The following is a 16,650-nucleotide window of genomic DNA, read 5'->3' as shown; positions in this document are numbered from 1 at the left end:
CCGGAACGATATTTGTGCCTGAAGTCGCAATTTTCAGCGTGAATATTACTCAGGGATATAATTCAATATCGGCCCGAGCCAGCGCTCCACCTCTGCAACCGGCATATTTTTACGATTTGCGTAATCTTCCACCTGATCGCGTTCGACCTTGGCTACACCGAAATAATAACTGTCCGGATGCGAGAGATAGAGACCGGAAACCGAAGAACCCGGCCACATCGCATAGCTTTCCGTCAGCTCCACACCCGTGGTTGCCGTGGCATCGAGCAGGCGGAACAGAGTGGTCTTTTCCGTGTGATCCGGCTGTGCCGGATAGCCCGGTGCCGGACGGATACCCGCATAAGGTTCACCCACCAGTTGATCCGGTGTGAAAGTCTCATCCTTCGCATAGCCCCAGAATTCTTTACGCACCCGTTCATGCATCGCCTCGGCAAAAGCTTCCGCAAAACGGTCGGCCAATGCTTTAACGAGAATGGAGGAATAATCATCATTGGCGCGCTCAAAACGCTCAGCAATTGCCACCTCCTCAATACCGGCAGTGACGACGAAACCGCCAATATAATCCGCCTTGCCGCTGTCTTTTGGTGCCATGAAATCGGACAGTGCCACATTCGGTCGGCCATCGCGCTTCGATAGCTGCTGACGCAGCGTGTAGAATGTATCCGTATGCTCGTGACGACTGTCATCCTTATAAAGATGAATATCATCGCCCACCACATTGGCAGGCCAGAAGCCGATCACGGCTCGCGGTGCAAACCATTTCTCGTCGATGATCTTCTTCAGCATAGCCTGCGCATCTTCATATAGCTGACGCGCGGCAGGGCCTTGTTTTTCATCATCAAGAATTGCGGGGAAGCGGCCTTTCAGCTCCCATGTCTGGAAAAACGGCGTCCAGTCAATATAGCGTGCCAGTTCTGCCAGATCATAGGTTTCAAAGACTTTGGTACCGAGGAAAGACGGCTTCGGCGGGGTATAATTTTCCCAGTCCAGCTTTTCGCTGTTTTCGCGGGCGCGAGCCAGCGGCAGGCGCTTCTTCTCCGCTTCACTACGCTCATGAGCGGCAGTCACCTTGGCATATTCCGCGCGGATGTCAGCGACATAGCCGTCTTTCTGCTCCGGCGACAAAAGCTGCGACACAACACCGACAGCACGGCTGGCATCCAGCACATAGACGGTCTGGCCGCGCTGATATTTCGGATGGATTTTCACTGCCGTATGCACACGGCTGGTCGTCGCACCGCCGATCAGCAATGGCAGATCAAAGCCTTCACGCTCCATCTCCGCCGCCACATGCACCATTTCATCCAGCGACGGCGTAATGAGACCGGACAGGCCGATAATGTCCACCTTCTCGTCTTTTGCCACCTGCAGGATTTTCGCGGCTGGCACCATCACTCCGAGATCGATGATTTCATAATTGTTACAGGCCAGCACAACACCGACAATATTCTTGCCGATATCATGTACGTCGCCCTTCACAGTCGCCATCAGAATTTTTCCGGCACTCTGACGCTCGTCGCCACCGTTCTGTGCCTTTTCTTCTTCCATATAAGGCAGCAGAACCGCCACGGCCTGTTTCATCACACGGGCGGATTTCACCACCTGCGGCAGGAACATTTTACCCGAGCCGAACAGATCACCCACCACATTCATACCGGCCATCAGCGGGCCTTCAATCACATGCAGCGGCCGCTCGGCGCTCTGGCGGGCTTCTTCCGTATCAGCCTCAATATATTCGGTAATACCGTTGACCAGCGCGTGTTCAATACGCTTCTCAACGCTCCACTCACGCCAGCTTAAGTCTTTCTCTTTGGCTTCTTTACCCGCAGTGCCGCGAAAACGCTCGGCGATTTCCAGCAGGCGTTCAGTTGCATCCTCACGACGGTTCAGCACCACATCTTCGCAGGCTTCACGCAATTCCGGATCAATAGATTCATAAACCGCCAGCTGCCCCGCATTGACGATCCCCATATCCATGCCGACCTGAATGGCATGATAGAGAAACACCGCATGCATCGCCTCGCGCACCGGCTCATTACCGCGGAACGAGAAAGACAGGTTGGAAACACCGCCGGAAATATGCACATGCGGCAGGGTTTCAATGATTTCCTTGGTCGCATCAATGAAATCATTACCGTAATTATTATGCTCTTCGATCCCTGTCGCCACGGCAAACACATTCGGATCAAAGATGATATCTTCCGGCGGAAAACCGACCTCTTCGGTGAGGATTTTATAGGCGCGGGTACAAATCTCGACCTTGCGCTGTTTGGTATCTGCCTGGCCGGTCTCGTCAAAAGCCATCACCACCACGGCGGCACCATAGGCACGCACCAGTTTAGCGTGATGGATAAAGGCTTTTTCACCTTCTTTCAGGGAGATAGAATTGACCAGCGGTTTGCCCTGAACGCATTTCAGGCCGGCCTCGATCACATCCCATTTGGAACTGTCAATCATCACCGGTACACGGGCAATATCCGGCTCGGCAGCAACCAGATTGAGATAGTCGACCATCACCTTCTGGCTGTCGATCAGACCTTCATCCATATTGATGTCGATGATCTGTGCACCATTATTCACCTGATCGCGGGCTACATCGAGCGCCGTCGTGTAATCACCGGCAGTAATCAGTTTTTTGAACTTGGCGGAACCCGTGACATTGGTACGCTCGCCGACATTCACAAACGGAATATCCTTGGTCAGTGTAAACGGCTCAAGGCCGCTCAGACGCATCAGTGGTGCCAGTTTCACCGGCTTACGTGGCTCGTATTTGCCTGTGGCTTCAGCAATCGCGGTAATATGTTCCGGCGTAGAACCGCAGCAGCCGCCCACCACATTAACCAGACCTTCACGCGCGAAATCTTCCATCTGCGCGGCCATCACTTCCGGTGTCTCATCATAACGGCCGAACTCATTCGGCAGACCGGCATTCGGATAGGCGCAAACAAAAGTATCGGCCACACCTGAAAGCTCTGCCAAGTGCGCACGCATGGCATTGGCACCCAGCGCACAGTTCAGACCAATGGTGAACGGACGCGCATGGCGCAGCGAATACCAGAAAGCTGTCGGCGTCTGGCCGGACAATGTGCGGCCGGAAAGATCGGTAATCGTACCGGAAATCATCAGCGGCAGACGGATGCCTTTTTCGGCAAAAACCTGCTCACAGGCAAAGACCGCAGCCTTGGCATTAAGCGTATCGAAAATGGTTTCGATCAGAATGATGTCCGAACCGCCATCGACCAGACCATTGATCTGCTCGGCATAGGCAATGCGCAGATCATCAAATGTCACAGCGCGGAAACCCGGATTATTCACATCCGGCGACAGGGAAGCCGTACGGTTTGTCGGCCCCAAAGCGCCGGCGACAAAACGGCGGCGGCCATCCTTGGCTTGCGCACGCAGAGCGGCACGGCGGGCAAGTCGTGCACCATCGCGGTTCAGATCATAAACCGCCTCTTCCATGCTGTAATCAGCCTGTGCGATAGAGGTGGAAGAGAATGTGTTGGTTTCGAGAATATCCGCACCGGCCATCGCATAGGCATAATGAATTTCTTCAATTGCCTGTGGCTGGGTCAGTGTCAGCAGGTCGTTATTGCCCTGCAAATGACACTCACAAGCGGCGAAGCGCTCACCACGGAAATGCTCTTCATGGAAACCCAGCCCCTGAATTTGTGTACCCATCGCGCCATCAAGAATGAGGATGCGTTCACGGGCAGCTTTCTGCAAAGCGGCAAGCACTTCCGAACCATCCGGCTTTGCAGCGACGGGGCCAAACAGATCATCCAGTGAAGTGCTCATTATATTTCCTGCCTGTTACTCAAATAGTTTTGAGTTGATGACATAAACATATCTTTATGTCAAATGCGCAATCCCTCCATTCCTGCTTCCTCCCGCTCACCGAACGCGCCATTGCCGTTATGATTTGTGAAATCACCGGCATAAATTCGCCGCAGTTTTTCCGTGGCTTCAGCGTATATTGGAAAAAGCAAATTCCCGTTTGTATCGCGGGAATAATTACAGTCATGCAGCGTTCATCTCTCAGAGAGTACCATGCCCGATGCGCCGGATAAGCATATGTCATGAAACGCTGACAGAAGATTATTGAGTGCGCCTTCATTGAGGAGAAACAGAAATGAGAAAACTGCTTTCTTATTTTACTGCGGCGCTGACAGCGCTGACTATGAGCATTTTGTCTTTCGGCACCGCAGCGCAAGCGCAGCCGGTTGCTGCCGCTCATAGTGCTGTGTTGCAGGATATGACCGCAGCAAAACAAGGCCTGAGCCGGAATGTTCAATATTATCCGGAACGCCGCGAATATCGTGAAAGACGGCATTATGACCGCCGTTACGACCGTCGCTATGATCGTCGCTATGACCGGCCGCGCCACTGGAACCGTCCGCACTACCGGCCTTATTACAGACCTTATTATCAGCCGCAGTTCCGTTATTACCGTCCGGCACCACCACGCTATTACCGTCCGGCACCGGTTTACCGCTCCGGCCGTAACGCCCATATCAACTGGTGCTATAACCGCTACCGGTCTTACCGTGCGTCCGACAATACATTTCAGCCGAATTACGGCCCGCGCCGTCAGTGCTACTCACCTTATATCTGAGCAAGCCCCGCTGACAGAAACAAAAACGCCGCCTGAAACAGGCGGCGTTTTATTAAAGTCAAACTTTATCAGCTGATCAGGTAACATAAGAGCCGATTGAAGCCGCAACCAGACCGATCGCCACAGCAATCAATGCGCCGTAAACACGCGGCTTATCCAGCAAAACAGCGAATGCCGAAAACCATGCGACGATTGCCGCACCAAGTGCAAACAAGAAGCCGGGCTTGTCATAAACCACAAGATTTACGGTTATCAGGGCACCAATAATCAGCGCGCCGAAAACGATCATCATGCCCATGGCATATTTTTCATAATCGTCCATATGCATTTCCTATGTACCAGCCCGTGCGGGCTTAAAGCAGTTTTAAACACAGCCTGCAGTGCAATAACCGCCAGCTTGTCATCATTTCAAAGCCAGACAATCACTTTTAACGTGAATCTTCAACTGCAGATCATCATGAATATCAGCAATCGCACTGCTTTTCAGGGGATTATTTCAGGCAATGGTTGATGTGAAATCAGCCGAATAGCGCATTTCGCGCAACGGGCGCACAGCCTGAGTCGTCGCATCATAGGTCGGATGCGCTTTAAAGGCGGCCAGTGCAGCTTCGTCACGGAACTCGCCATAAACAACCAGATCAATCCGGTCACACATCGGATCAACTTTGCTGTTCGCTACAACTTCAAAACATTCGGAATGGGGAATCGTCGCCAAAGCCCGTAAACGGCGACATACATCCTCCACGTCCTGATCTTTTTTGACGCTGAAAAATACAATATGCCGTATCACGAGTGTTTCCTAACCAGCCGGTTGATATGAAGAATGGTTATCTATCATATGGGCGCCGGAAAAGTCATCTTCAATTCAATGTGAAATTTAAGCGTTAAGCCGCTTCACGGTCTGCTTCCGTGCCCGGAGCCAGCCGGACTTCAAGACCGTTCAGATCCTGCGTCATAATAATCTGGCAGGAAAGCCGCGAATTATCCTCGACATGGAAGGTCTGGTCGAGCTGATCCAGCTCTTCATCCTGCGGGTCATAGAGTTTATCCGCCCATTCCGGCGTTACATAAACATGACAAGTGCCGCAGGCACAGGCACCGCCGCATTCCGCTTTAATATTCAGGCCCCAGTCACGGATCACTTCCATAACGCGAAAGCCTTCGAGAGCCTCAAGCGTATGCCGCTCGCCCTTTTGATCGGTTACATGAATGAAAAGTGTATCAGAACTCAAAACGATGCCTTTTGAACAGCGCAGACTTGGGAGATATAATGGTAGATAATGTTTTCAGCACATAAAACAAGCTTTATTCCTGCCTCCCTGTCCCTAAACCGTGAATTGACCATAGTGAAAACTATTCAGGCTGCATTGAAAACAGCTGATCTTACAGAGCCTGTCGCCGCCGCCAGCTATAACCGGCCAGTCCCTGCTCAGCACCATGAATGCCACCGGCAACCGGCTGATAATAAAGACCGCTATCGTGTAGTTCTCCGGTAAGCAGGCGTTGCAAAGTCCGTGTATCTTTAACCTGCAGCGTGTCAAAACCGGAACGCAGCATCGCACTCACCTGATCGATATGGACAGCGCCTGATGCTCTGATCTCACCGGAAAATCCGTAATGGGAACGCAGCCGTGCGGCTTTGGAAAAAGAACGCCCGTCATTAAAGGCAGGGAAATCCAGTACCAGCACATCAATATGCGCCAGATCATCCAGCAAAGTGTCGAGCGTTTCACCGGCCTCCACCCGCACACCAATACGGATATTGCGCAGACGGTTTGGCCGTGTGTTCAGTTCTGCCCAGAGAGTCAGCGACAGCAGTACAGCTGTATAATCCGCAATTTCCTCAAGCGCCTCAACCGCTACAAATTCATCCTCAGTCAGGCCGCTGCGTGACCAGACGGCAGGCAATGCAACATCCGTCATACATCTGCTCCCTTTGTTTTATCCTGCTGCAAATGCTGCTCCAGCCCACCCAGATGAATACCGCATTCGGTTTTACCGGAACCTGACCAGCGCCCCGCCCTCTGATCCTCATCATCACTGACCGGCCGCGTGCATGGCATACAACCAATAGAGCGGTAGCCCTGCTCCACCAGCGGATGCGGTGGCAGATGATGCATCTCGCGATAGGCTTCCAGATGTTTTGTATTCCAGTCTTTGAGAGGATTAATGCGGATATGCTGCCCCACAGCTTCAAAAGCGGGCAGACTGTTGCGCGTAGCCGCCTGAAACTGCTTGCGCCCAGTGAACCATGCATGAAATGGTGCAATGCCCTGTGCAAGCGGCTGGACTTTGCGTAAATCGCAGCAACGGTCTTTGTCCGTCAGACACAGAGCGCCCAGCGGATCATGCGTTTTCAAAGCGCTTGCATCCGGCAACAAATCACGGACATCTGTCAGCCCCAGCTCCTGCACCAATTGCGCCTGATAGCGCAATGTTGCCGGAAAATGCTTATTGGTTTGCAAAAACAAAACCGGCAGTGACGGTTGCGCCTGCGCAATCAGATGCAGCAAAATTGCAGAATCCGCACCGAAAGAGGATACCGCAGCCAGCCCTGCGCCAAATTCCTGCACACTGGCAGCAATAATGTCCTCAGCCGGTGCCTCACCATAGAGATGATTGAGATGCTGAACCCTGTCCGCAACCCGTTGATGCGTATCAGGCTGCATGGGCAGCCTCCCCGTAGAGTGCGGTTTTAAACGGCTGCGCCCCTAAACGCCGATAGGTTTCGAGAAAACTTTCCTGCGGTGCGCTGCGGATAGTCAGATAGGTATTGACCACCGTCTCAATAGCATCCACCACATCTTCAGAAGAAAAACCGCGACCGGTAATATCACCGATAGATGTCTGCTCGTCGCCGGAACCGCCGAGCGTGATCTGGTATAGTTCCTCGCCTTTTTTCTCCACGCCGAGAATACCGATATGGCCGACATGGTGATGACCACAAGCATTGATGCAGCCGGAGATTTTGATCTTCAGATCACCGATCTCTTCCTGCCGCGCCTGCGAACCGAAACGCTCGGAAATACGCTGCGCCACAGGGATGGAACGGGCATTGGCCAGCGCGCAATAATCGAGCCCCGGGCAGGCAATAATATCGGTAATCAGCCCTGCATTGGCTGTGGCAAGACCGGCCTGCTGCAATTGCGCATAAAGCACAGGCAAATCGGCCAGTGCCACATGTGGCAGCACCAGATTTTGCTCATGGCTGACGCGGATTTCTGCCTGCGAGTAATGCTCGGCGAGATCAGCCACAATGTCCATCTGATCGGCTGACGCATCGCCCGGAATCTCGCCGATCGCTTTGAGCGAGATTGTCACCACACCATAATCAGGATGCTTATGCGGTGTCACATTACGGGAAAACCATGAGGCAAAACCCGCATCATTTTTACGTGTTGCAGCGACAAGCCCGTGCCCCTCTGCGCGCTCCGGCAAATCGGGCGCAGCAAAATAGGCATTAATGGCCGCAATATCGGCCTCCGGCAGTTTCAGATCACTGTCTTTAATCACCTGCCATTCGGCTTCAATCTGCGCCTGCAAATCTTCCAGTCCGGTTTCATGGACGAGGATTTTGATACGCGCCTTGTATTTATTATCGCGGCGACCGTGGAGATTATAAACCCGCACGATAGCGGTAATATAAGTCAGCAAATCCACTTCCGGCAGAAAATCCCGCACCTTCTTGGCAATCATCGGCGTGCGTCCCTGCCCGCCGCCGATATAGACTGCAAAGCCGCGCTGTCCTTGCTCGTTCTCTTTCAGATGCAGCCCGATATCATGCACCTGAATGGCTGCACGATCTGCCTCAGCCCCTGTTACCGCAATTTTGAATTTGCGCGGCAAGTAAGAGAATTCCGGATGTAATGATGACCATTGGCGTAAAATTTCGGCATAGGGGCGCGGATCGGCCACTTCATCGCGTGCCGCACCGGCGAAATGATCGGCTGTTACATTTCGGATGCAATTACCGGAGGTTTGGATAGCATGCATCTCTACCTCAGCCAGTTCTTCCAGAATAGCGGGAATATCGGTGAGTTTCGGCCAGTTGAACTGTAAATTCTGTCGTGTGGTAAAATGCCCGTACCCACGGTCATAGACACGGGCAATATGCGCCAGCTTGCGCATCTGACGGGAGGACAAAGTGCCGTAAGGAATAGCAATGCGCAGCATATAGGCATGGAGTTGCAGATAGACACCATTCATCAGCCGCAGCGGCTTGAAATGATCTTCGCTCAGCTCACCGCTCAGACGACGTGCAACCTGATCGCGAAACTGCTCCACACGGGCGAAAACAAATTCGCGGTCAAACTCATCATACCGATACATTCAACGCTCTCCCAATGCGCATTAAAATTCAACCAGCTACAGAATGCAGCCGTACAACAGGTGTGATTGTCGGGCCGGACAGACGGATGCGCTCGCGCAGGCGAACGGGGAACAGCTCATTGCCGCGCTCTTCGACCTCAATCAGATTGATATCCACCACCTCGTCAAAACGGCTGGCCTGCTGACCGGCCGCTTCCAGCGCTGCCACAGCTTCAGGATGACGCGCCAGCAATGCCCCGCGAATGGAACTCGCCCAATGACCATCCGCAGCAAGCCAGACCGAAACACCGTCGCTCAGACGATTGGCACTCAGAACTTTGACTGTCATTATGCTTTCTCCTTTTCACAGACCTGCAAGACAGGCAGTGCCACTATGTGTTGTGCCGCTGTGTGCTCTTGGGCAAGCGGGCGGGCATCTTCCAGAGAGGCACCGGCAACCGCATCGCCGATAATCACCATCACCGGCCCTTGCAGCTCTTTATGATTTTTCAGATGTGCCAGATCTTTTAAGAGGCCGTGCAACATTACACGCTCGCTCCGTCCGGCATTTTCCACCACGGCCACCGCCGTATCTTCATGCAGACCGGCACCGATCAGGCGGCTCGCAACAGAAGCGGCAACGCTTGCGCCCATATAGACAGCAATGGTTGCGCCGCTGAGAGCGAGCCGCGCCCAGTCCGGCAGTATGTCCCCCGCCATATCGTGACCGGTGGTGAAAATCAGGGAGGATGCAACACCACGCAATGTCAAAGGCAACTGCATATCTGCGGCAGCAGCAATGGCTGAAGTAATGCCGGGCACGATCTCGAAACCGATATTGGCTGCACGCAAAGCGGCCATTTCTTCACCGGCACGGCCAAAGACCAGCGGATCGCCGGATTTGAGCCGCACAACGCGCTGCCCTTCCTGAGCAAGCTCAACAAGCAGCTGATTAATCTCGCTCTGGCTTTTGCTATGGCAGCCTTTGCGTTTACCAACAGGGATGCGTACCGCATCGCGCCTGCCCATAGTCACCACGCTCTCCGGCACCAGCGCATCATAAAGGATCACATCCGCCTGCATCAGCACGCGTTGCGCACGCAAAGTCAGCAGGTCTTCAGCCCCCGGTCCAGCACCGACCAGCCAGACATAACCGGCAGGGATATTCACCTCAATCAGAGCCTGATCGGCCAGCTCCCGCGCAAGGCTCAGATCACCGCGCTCAACAGCCTGTGTAATTGTGCCGTTGAAAAATACATTCCAGAACTGACGCCGCGCTGTACCTCTCGGCAGTGTGCTTTCCACCTTGTCACGATAATCCGCAGCCAGTTGCGCCAGTGCACCGATCTGCGGAGAAAGCGCTGCACCGATCTCGCGGCGCAGTTTTTGCGCCAATACCGGCCCTGCACCTTCCGTGCCGATTGCCACGGCAACCGGTGCGTGAGCCACCAGCGCAGGTGTGAAGAAATCGCAGAGATGCGGCCTGTCGACCACATTGACCGGAATATGCCGTGCTTTTATCTCATCAGCGATATTTGCATCCTGTGCGGCATCGCCTGTCGCCACAAAGGCCAGCTTTACATTGGTAAAATCATTATCCTGCAAAGCACCGGTGCGTAAATTATAGCCACCATCCAGTACGAATTGCACCAGATCAGCTTCCGGTGTCTCACCTTCCGGTACCACGATGCGGATTTGCGCTGTTGTTTCAGCAATCAGCCGCGCTTTGTTCAGCGCCTCTTCACCACCGCCAACGATCAGCACTGCCGCGCTGTCCACGCGGAAGAAAGCCGGAAAAGCCGTTAATCTGGTTGGGTGAGCCGTCACAATCAGCACCTTTCAAAGGGTGGTTAAAGATTGTGCCGAGTATCGCGCATTCTGTGGCAGCTTATAAGCAACAGGCTTGTGCGCTTGAGCGCTGCGCCGCATCGCTTTTGCGAGTTTTGCAAATTTCGTGAAATTTAGTTCCGGAAACTGACAGCCGCCGGAATATGCACCGGCCAGCGGCGCGGCAGCACCGCGATAAGATCAAAGCGCAGAGAAAGCCTGTCATGATCCGGCTGACGGGCAAGCCAATGATCGGCTGTGGACTCAATCCGGTACAGGTTCATAGTACTGACAGCTTCCATCGCCGCTTCAACGGAGGCACGCGCCTTCACTTCAACAATCAGCACCAGACTGCCGCGTCTGGCGATCAGATCAATCTCGCCAAAGCGGGTTTTATAGCGCCGCTCGACAATACGAAAACCTTTAAGCATCAGAGCAAAAGCGGCCAGTCGTTCCGCCCGTATTCCGCGAGAAAATGCCTGCTGCTTTTTCTCACGAGACGTACTCATTATTTTTGAGCCTTCAATATCATCAGGCGCTGATAGAGTTCGCCTTTTTGTTTACCGGTCATACGGGAAGCTTCACCGGCTGCTTTGGATGGTGAAAGCTCCTGTGCAAGCGAGAGCAACAGAGCATCAATATCCTGCTCGGTCACTGGCACGGAATTTTGCAACGGCGCACCGACCAGCAAAACCACCTCACCGCGAATACGGTCTTCACCGTCATATTGTTCGCACAGCGCACCCAAAGTCGAGGTTGAGAAAGTCTCATAGGCTTTGGTCAGCTCACGGCACAAAGCGGCAGGGCGATCCGCACCAAAGACTGCCGCCATATCCTGCAATGTATCCGAGGCACGGTTAGGCGATTCAAAGAAAATCAGCGTCGTATCAATGGTCTTATAGGTCTCCAGCTTGTTGCGGCGCTGCCCCTGCTTCGGTGGCAGGAAACCGCAAAACATGAAACTGTCGGTCGGCAGGCCGGAGGCCATCAAAGCCGCCATCACCGCCGAGGCACCGGGCACCGGCACCACTTTATAACCGGCATTGCGGGCTTCTTCGACCAGACGATAGCCCGGATCGGAAACCAGCGGCGTACCGGCATCGGAAACCAGTGCCACGCTTTTACCGGCCGCCAGTGCTTCCAGAATTTTTGGCCCGGCTTCAGCAGCATTATGCTCGTGATAGGCCATCGGGCGGCGGGCAATTGCAAAACGGTTGAGCAAAACACGGGTAACGCGCGTATCCTCGCAGGCCAGTACATCGCACGATGCCAGCACTTCCAGCGCCCGCAAAGTTATATCACCGAGATTACCGATTGGCGTGGCGACAATATAGAGCGCAGGCTCAATCGGGCGGGCACGGAAGTTCTTTTCCCCCACCACATAGCCGCGCGTTTCCTGTAGATTGTCTTCCACGTTCTATCCTTATTTTAAAGGCTTATGCAGTCAGTTCTGCAACCAGCGTATTGAGCAGCAAAGCACCATCCGGCGTTGCCCGCAAAAAACGCTCATCGCGCAGTTCCAGCAATTTTTGCTCCAGTAACTGTTCCAGCCGCTGCGGGTTCAGGCCATGGCCGGTCAGCTTCTGATAGCGGTTGAGATCAACACCTTCTTTCAGGCGCAGTCCCATCATCAGGAATTCATCGCCTTCCTGTTCCGCCGTCAGATATTCTTCTTCAATAATACCGTGACCGGAGGCTTCGACCTTATCCACCCATGTTTCAGGATGTTTTTCGGTAATGGTCACCGTGCGTGTGCCATTCTCACGGAAACGCCCATGCGCACCGGGGCCAACGCCGACATATTCGCCATAGCGCCAATAGACCAGATTATGCTGGGACTCACGCCCTGCAACCGCATGATTGGAAATCTCATAGGCAGGCAGACCAAGCTCTGCTGTCACGCGCTGCGTCTCTTCATAAAGCGCTGCGGCATGATCCGGCTCCGGCGTGGTCAGTTTGCCGGCCTTCCAGAGATTATAGAACTGTGTGCCTTCTTCAATTGTCAGCTGATAGAGCGACAAATGATCGGCTGCGAGGGCTACCGCCTCGCGCAATTCCGCATTCCAGTCGGCAATCGTCTGGTCAGGGCGGGCATAGATCAGATCGAACGACAAACGCGGGAAAATCTCACGCGCCAGACCGATCGCCACTTTCGCCTCGGCAACAGAATGCAATCGTCCGAGACGCTTGAGATCACGGTCATTCAGTGCCTGCACACCGAGCGATACACGATTGACACCCGCTGCGCGGTAGCCGCGAAAACGGTCGGCCTCTACACTGGTCGGATTAGCTTCCAGCGACACTTCAATATTGTCAGCAACGGACCAGTATTTGGCGATTCCATCCAGCAACGCGCCGACGGTTTGCGGCTGCATCAGCGAGGGTGTGCCGCCGCCCAAGAAAATACTGGTAACCGTGCGTGGTCCTGTCCGCTCGCGCAAAGTCGCCATTTCACGCAGAAAGCTCTGCGCAAAACGTGGCTGATCCACCGGCTGATGCCGCACATGCGAGTTGAAATCGCAATAAGGACATTTGGCCATGCAGAATGGCCAATGCAGATAAATGCCGAAAGCATGATCCCCGTCGGCCTGCAAGATGGGCAGCGGGGTCGCGATATTGGCACCGGCAGCGGACAGAGACTGCATTATTTAACATCCGCCAAAGCAAATTTTGCTTCGGCAAACAATTTGAATGCGCGTGCACGATGCGACAAGGCATGCGCATCACCCGGCTTCCAGCCGTGTTTTTCCGTTGCAGTCATTTCACCGAATGTCTTGTCATAACCATCCGGCAGGAACAGCGGGTCAAAGCCGAAACCGTCATTGCCGCGTGGCGTTACAATCTGGCCTTCCACTTCACCGCGGTAATATTCCGCGTGACCATCCGGCCAGCACAGGCAGATCACGGAAACGAAACGACCCTTGCGCTGTTCCGGCTGCATCGCACCTGCGGCTGCAAGCTTATCGATGACTTTGCCCATCGCCATGTTGAAATCACGGCTGCCATCCGGCAGTTCCGCCCAATTGGCAGTGTAGACGCCAGGCTCACCGCCCAGCGCATCAACCATCATGCCGGAATCATCAGAGAGAGCTGGCAGACCGGTTGCTTCAGCCGCAGCAAAAGCTTTGATATAAGCATTTTGTTCAAAAGTCGTGCCGGTTTCATCCGGTTCCGGCAGACCAAGCTGACCGGCAGACTGCGTATCAAAACCAAATGGCCCGATCAGATCGGCAAACTCTTTGAGCTTACCCGCATTGTGACTTGCAACAACCAGTTTGCCTTTGTTCAGCTCTCTCATCAGTTTATCCATTATTCCATAATTTGGGTTCAGCGAATTCCAGTGAATTGCCGGAAGGATCGCGGATGTAAAGTGAGCGCGCGCCATTCGGCCAGTCAAATTCGCGCTCAACCTCGATACCATGTTTTTCCAGATGTTGCTTCCAGCCTGCGATTTCCTCGCGGCTGGCTGCAAAACACATATGGCCTGCACCGGTCGTACCATGACTCGGGACAGGCAGCGCCCCTTCCGGTGCCGGCTTTACCGTCTCTCTGGCGTCGAAAATCAACAATACGCCCTCGCCGCAGCGAAAAAATGCATTGCGATGATTATAGGGCAATGCCAGTTCCAGCCCCAGAATGTCGCGGTAGAACTGCACAGCCTCTTCGATATCGCGCACATAAAGCGCGGTTTCAAGGATCTGTTTCGGTTTCAGCTGCTCGTTCTGCATTATGAATTTCCCACCATCATCATTGTTACGGAAATGCTCCGGCCCGTTATAACAGGTTCCGGAACATTCTCCGCTCACGATCGGGTGAATTATCCAATTAAATTATTGGATAATTCAGAATGCATTCAGAGCCGCCTGTTTCCGAATTAAGAAACAGCCATTTTCTGCAGGTCAACCAGACGTTTGATGCCGTTACGTGCCAGTACCATCAGCGCCGCAAACTCCTCATCCGAGAATGGTTCACCTTCGGCTGTGCCCTGCACTTCAACAATACCACCGCGACCGGTCATCACGAAATTCGCATCGGTCTGCGCGGATGAATCTTCCGGATAATCCAGATCAATCACCGGCACGCCTTCGTAAATACCGCAGGAAATTGCAGCAACATGGTCCTTGAGAACCTTGTCGACCTTGACCATCTGGCGGGCTTCCATCCAGCGCAGGCAATCATGCAGTGCAACCCAGCCGCCGGTAATGGCCGCAGTACGGGTGCCGCCATCAGCCTGAATAACATCGCAGTCAACGGTGATCTGATATTCGCCCAGTGCCTGCATATCGACAACGGCACGCAAGGAACGGCCGATCAAACGCTGAATTTCCTGTGTGCGGCCACCCTGCTTACCGCTGGCGGCTTCACGACGCATACGATCGCCGGTTGAGCGTGGCAGCATGCCATATTCTGCTGTGACCCAGCCTTTACCGCTGTTGCGCATCCAGCCCGGAACTTTTTCTTCAAGACTTGCGGTGCAAAGCACATGGGTATCGCCGAATTTCACAAGGCAGGAGCCTTCTGCATGTTTGGAAATACCGCGTTCAAAAGAGATTGCACGCATTTCGTCCGGAGTGCGTTTGGATGGACGCATGGATTTTCCTTTTAAAACAAGACTGCATCGCCAATGAGCGGCAGCCTGACTGTAATCTGATGACACCTTTGAAAGGCAGTTATCCTGCTTCTAAGCCTGTAGTCGCCAAATTTAAAGGAAAATCGAAGGGGAAACATGCAAAGGGCATCTCCCGCCCTTTGCCCGCGCTGCACAATAGCCTATATATTGCTCATAAACGGAGCCAATGAACCTATGATAAGACCGGATCGTGCTGACACTCTGCATGCCCCTTTACAGGTGCTGGATCAGCGGTCACGCGATATTTTCCAGCGCATTGTTGAAAGCTATCTGAATGACGGCGAGCCGGTCGGTTCGCGTAATTTGTCACGTCTGCTGCCTTTGTCTTTGTCTCCGGCAACCATCCGTAATGTGATGAGTGATCTGGAACATCTGGGACTGGTCTATTCACCACATATTTCCGCAGGCCGGATGCCGACCCAACTGGGTCTGCGCTTCTTTGTCGATGCCTTTATGGAGGTCAGCGACCTTCCCGCCGATGAACGCAGCAGTATTGAACATCAGGTACGTGCCGCCGGTCAAAATAACTCTGTCGAGCATGTGCTGACCGAAGCCAGCCAAATCCTCTCCGGCCTGTCACGCGGTGCCGGTCTGGTACTGGCGACTAAGGCCGAAGGCGCACTGAAGCATATTGAATTTGTACGGCTTGACCCGACCCGTGCTTTGGCGGTGATGGTCACGCAAAGCGGGGACGTGGAAAACCGTGTGCTTGATCTGCCTGCAGGTGTTACCTCTTCGCAGCTGATCGAAGCCTCGAATTTTCTGAACGCCCATATCCACGGTAAAACCCTTGCCGAAGCCCGCAATCAGATTGCAACTTTGCAGGAGGAAACCCGTCAGGCGCTCGACAGCCTCTCCCAGCATCTGGTGGAACAGGGGCTGGCAGTGTGGAGCGGTGCATCCGGTGACCAGCAAACCCGTTTGATTGTGCGCGGACGTTCCAATCTTCTGGAAAATATCTCCGCGCAGGATGATCTGGAACGGTTGCGCCTGCTGTTTGACGATCTGGAAACCAAAGAAGGCATGATCCAGCTGCTGGATCTGGCGGAAGCCGGTTCCGGTGTACGGATTTTCATCGGCTCGGAGAATAAACTCTTCTCCCTGTCCGGCTCCTCACTGGTGGTTGCGCCCTATCGCGACTCCGAACAACGGGTCATCGGCGCGCTTGGCGTGATCGGCCCGACAAGGCTCAATTATGCCCGTATCGTGCCAATGGTAGACTATACGGCCTCGCTGGTTTCCCGCCTGTTACGGGGTTAAAACCGGTTTC

General features: G+C 53.8%; 17 protein-coding genes. 2 read left to right on the top strand and 15 right to left on the bottom strand.

Annotated features, from left to right (window positions below; translation table 11 throughout):
• Positions 1 to 45 precede the first annotated feature (45 nt).
• On the bottom strand, positions 46 to 3,798 hold the full coding sequence (gene metH, locus LDL70_RS00855) for a methionine synthase (protein WP_225686016.1): 3,753 nt from the start codon (positions 3,796 to 3,798) through the stop codon (positions 46 to 48).
• Between the two features lie 334 nt (positions 3,799 to 4,132).
• Here metH and LDL70_RS00850 point away from each other — a divergent pair, with 334 nt between their 5' ends.
• Positions 4,133 to 4,615, top strand: a complete 483-nt coding sequence (locus LDL70_RS00850) for a BA14K family protein (RefSeq protein ID WP_075654105.1) — start codon at positions 4,133 to 4,135, stop codon at positions 4,613 to 4,615.
• Between the two features lie 76 nt (positions 4,616 to 4,691).
• Here the strand turns inward: LDL70_RS00850 and LDL70_RS00845 are convergent, their stop codons facing one another.
• The 14 genes from LDL70_RS00845 to rph form a co-directional block, all read right to left on the bottom strand.
• The gene (locus tag LDL70_RS00845) at positions 4,692 to 4,937 is read right to left on the bottom strand and encodes a hypothetical protein (RefSeq protein WP_022710731.1); all 246 of its coding nucleotides are present in this window, start codon (positions 4,935 to 4,937) and stop codon (positions 4,692 to 4,694) included.
• A gap of 174 nt (positions 4,938 to 5,111) precedes the next feature.
• Positions 5,112 to 5,405 carry a Dabb family protein gene (locus LDL70_RS00840; protein ID WP_022710730.1) on the bottom strand — a complete coding sequence of 98 codons (294 nt, stop codon included), beginning with the start codon at positions 5,403 to 5,405 and terminating at the stop codon, positions 5,112 to 5,114.
• Between the two features lie 94 nt (positions 5,406 to 5,499).
• Complete coding sequence (locus LDL70_RS00835) at positions 5,500 to 5,847, bottom strand: 2Fe-2S iron-sulfur cluster-binding protein (RefSeq protein ID WP_022710729.1); 348 nt, start codon at positions 5,845 to 5,847, stop codon at positions 5,500 to 5,502.
• Between the two features lie 151 nt (positions 5,848 to 5,998).
• A complete protein-coding gene (locus LDL70_RS00830; protein WP_225686007.1) occupies positions 5,999 to 6,538 on the bottom strand; it encodes a DUF934 domain-containing protein in 540 nt (179 codons plus the stop codon).
• On the bottom strand, positions 6,535 to 7,284 hold the full coding sequence (locus tag LDL70_RS00825; protein WP_225685999.1) for a phosphoadenylyl-sulfate reductase: 750 nt from the start codon (positions 7,282 to 7,284) through the stop codon (positions 6,535 to 6,537). The genes LDL70_RS00830 and LDL70_RS00825 overlap by 4 nt, the downstream gene beginning before the upstream one ends.
• On the bottom strand, positions 7,274 to 8,944 hold the full coding sequence (locus LDL70_RS00820) for a nitrite/sulfite reductase (protein WP_225685997.1): 1,671 nt from the start codon (positions 8,942 to 8,944) through the stop codon (positions 7,274 to 7,276). The genes LDL70_RS00825 and LDL70_RS00820 overlap by 11 nt, the downstream gene beginning before the upstream one ends.
• Before the next feature lie 28 nt (positions 8,945 to 8,972).
• Positions 8,973 to 9,272: a DUF2849 domain-containing protein gene (locus LDL70_RS00815; protein WP_022710725.1), complete on the bottom strand. Its 300-nt coding sequence runs from the start codon at positions 9,270 to 9,272 to the stop codon at positions 8,973 to 8,975.
• Positions 9,272 to 10,759, bottom strand: a complete 1,488-nt coding sequence (gene cysG / locus LDL70_RS00810; protein ID WP_225685995.1) for a siroheme synthase CysG — start codon at positions 10,757 to 10,759, stop codon at positions 9,272 to 9,274. The genes LDL70_RS00815 and cysG overlap by 1 nt, the downstream gene beginning before the upstream one ends.
• Positions 10,760 to 10,884: 125 nt before the next feature.
• Entirely contained in the window at positions 10,885 to 11,259 is a 375-nt protein-coding gene (locus LDL70_RS00805; RefSeq protein ID WP_225685994.1) for a YraN family protein, read from the bottom strand.
• Positions 11,259 to 12,164, bottom strand: coding sequence for a 16S rRNA (cytidine(1402)-2'-O)-methyltransferase (gene rsmI / locus LDL70_RS00800; RefSeq protein ID WP_022710722.1), 906 nt, complete (start codon positions 12,162 to 12,164; stop codon positions 11,259 to 11,261). Before rsmI ends, LDL70_RS00805 begins: the two co-directional genes overlap by 1 nt.
• A 22-nt stretch (positions 12,165 to 12,186) precedes the next feature.
• Positions 12,187 to 13,395, bottom strand: coding sequence for a radical SAM family heme chaperone HemW (gene hemW, locus LDL70_RS00795; protein WP_221719205.1), 1,209 nt, complete (start codon positions 13,393 to 13,395; stop codon positions 12,187 to 12,189).
• Positions 13,395 to 14,048, bottom strand: coding sequence for an RdgB/HAM1 family non-canonical purine NTP pyrophosphatase (gene rdgB, locus LDL70_RS00790; protein WP_121992264.1), 654 nt, complete (start codon positions 14,046 to 14,048; stop codon positions 13,395 to 13,397). Before rdgB ends, hemW begins: the two co-directional genes overlap by 1 nt.
• Positions 14,049 to 14,052: 4 nt before the next feature.
• Positions 14,053 to 14,463: a VOC family protein gene (locus LDL70_RS00785; protein WP_225688282.1), complete on the bottom strand. Its 411-nt coding sequence runs from the start codon at positions 14,461 to 14,463 to the stop codon at positions 14,053 to 14,055.
• Between the two features lie 161 nt (positions 14,464 to 14,624).
• Positions 14,625 to 15,341: a ribonuclease PH gene (gene rph, locus LDL70_RS00780; RefSeq protein WP_022710718.1), complete on the bottom strand. Its 717-nt coding sequence runs from the start codon at positions 15,339 to 15,341 to the stop codon at positions 14,625 to 14,627.
• A 213-nt stretch (positions 15,342 to 15,554) separates the two neighbouring features.
• Here rph and hrcA point away from each other — a divergent pair, with 213 nt between their 5' ends.
• Entirely contained in the window at positions 15,555 to 16,640 is a 1,086-nt protein-coding gene (hrcA, locus tag LDL70_RS00775) for a heat-inducible transcriptional repressor HrcA (RefSeq protein WP_075654098.1), read from the top strand.
• Positions 16,641 to 16,650 lie beyond the last annotated feature (10 nt).

Source organism: Pseudochrobactrum sp. XF203, assembly GCF_020341615.1.
In the GTDB taxonomy this organism is placed as follows: domain Bacteria; phylum Pseudomonadota; class Alphaproteobacteria; order Rhizobiales; family Rhizobiaceae; genus Pseudochrobactrum; species Pseudochrobactrum saccharolyticum.
The sequence above is the reverse complement of the archived record's forward strand: the minus strand, read 5'-3'. Positions and strand labels throughout refer to the sequence as shown.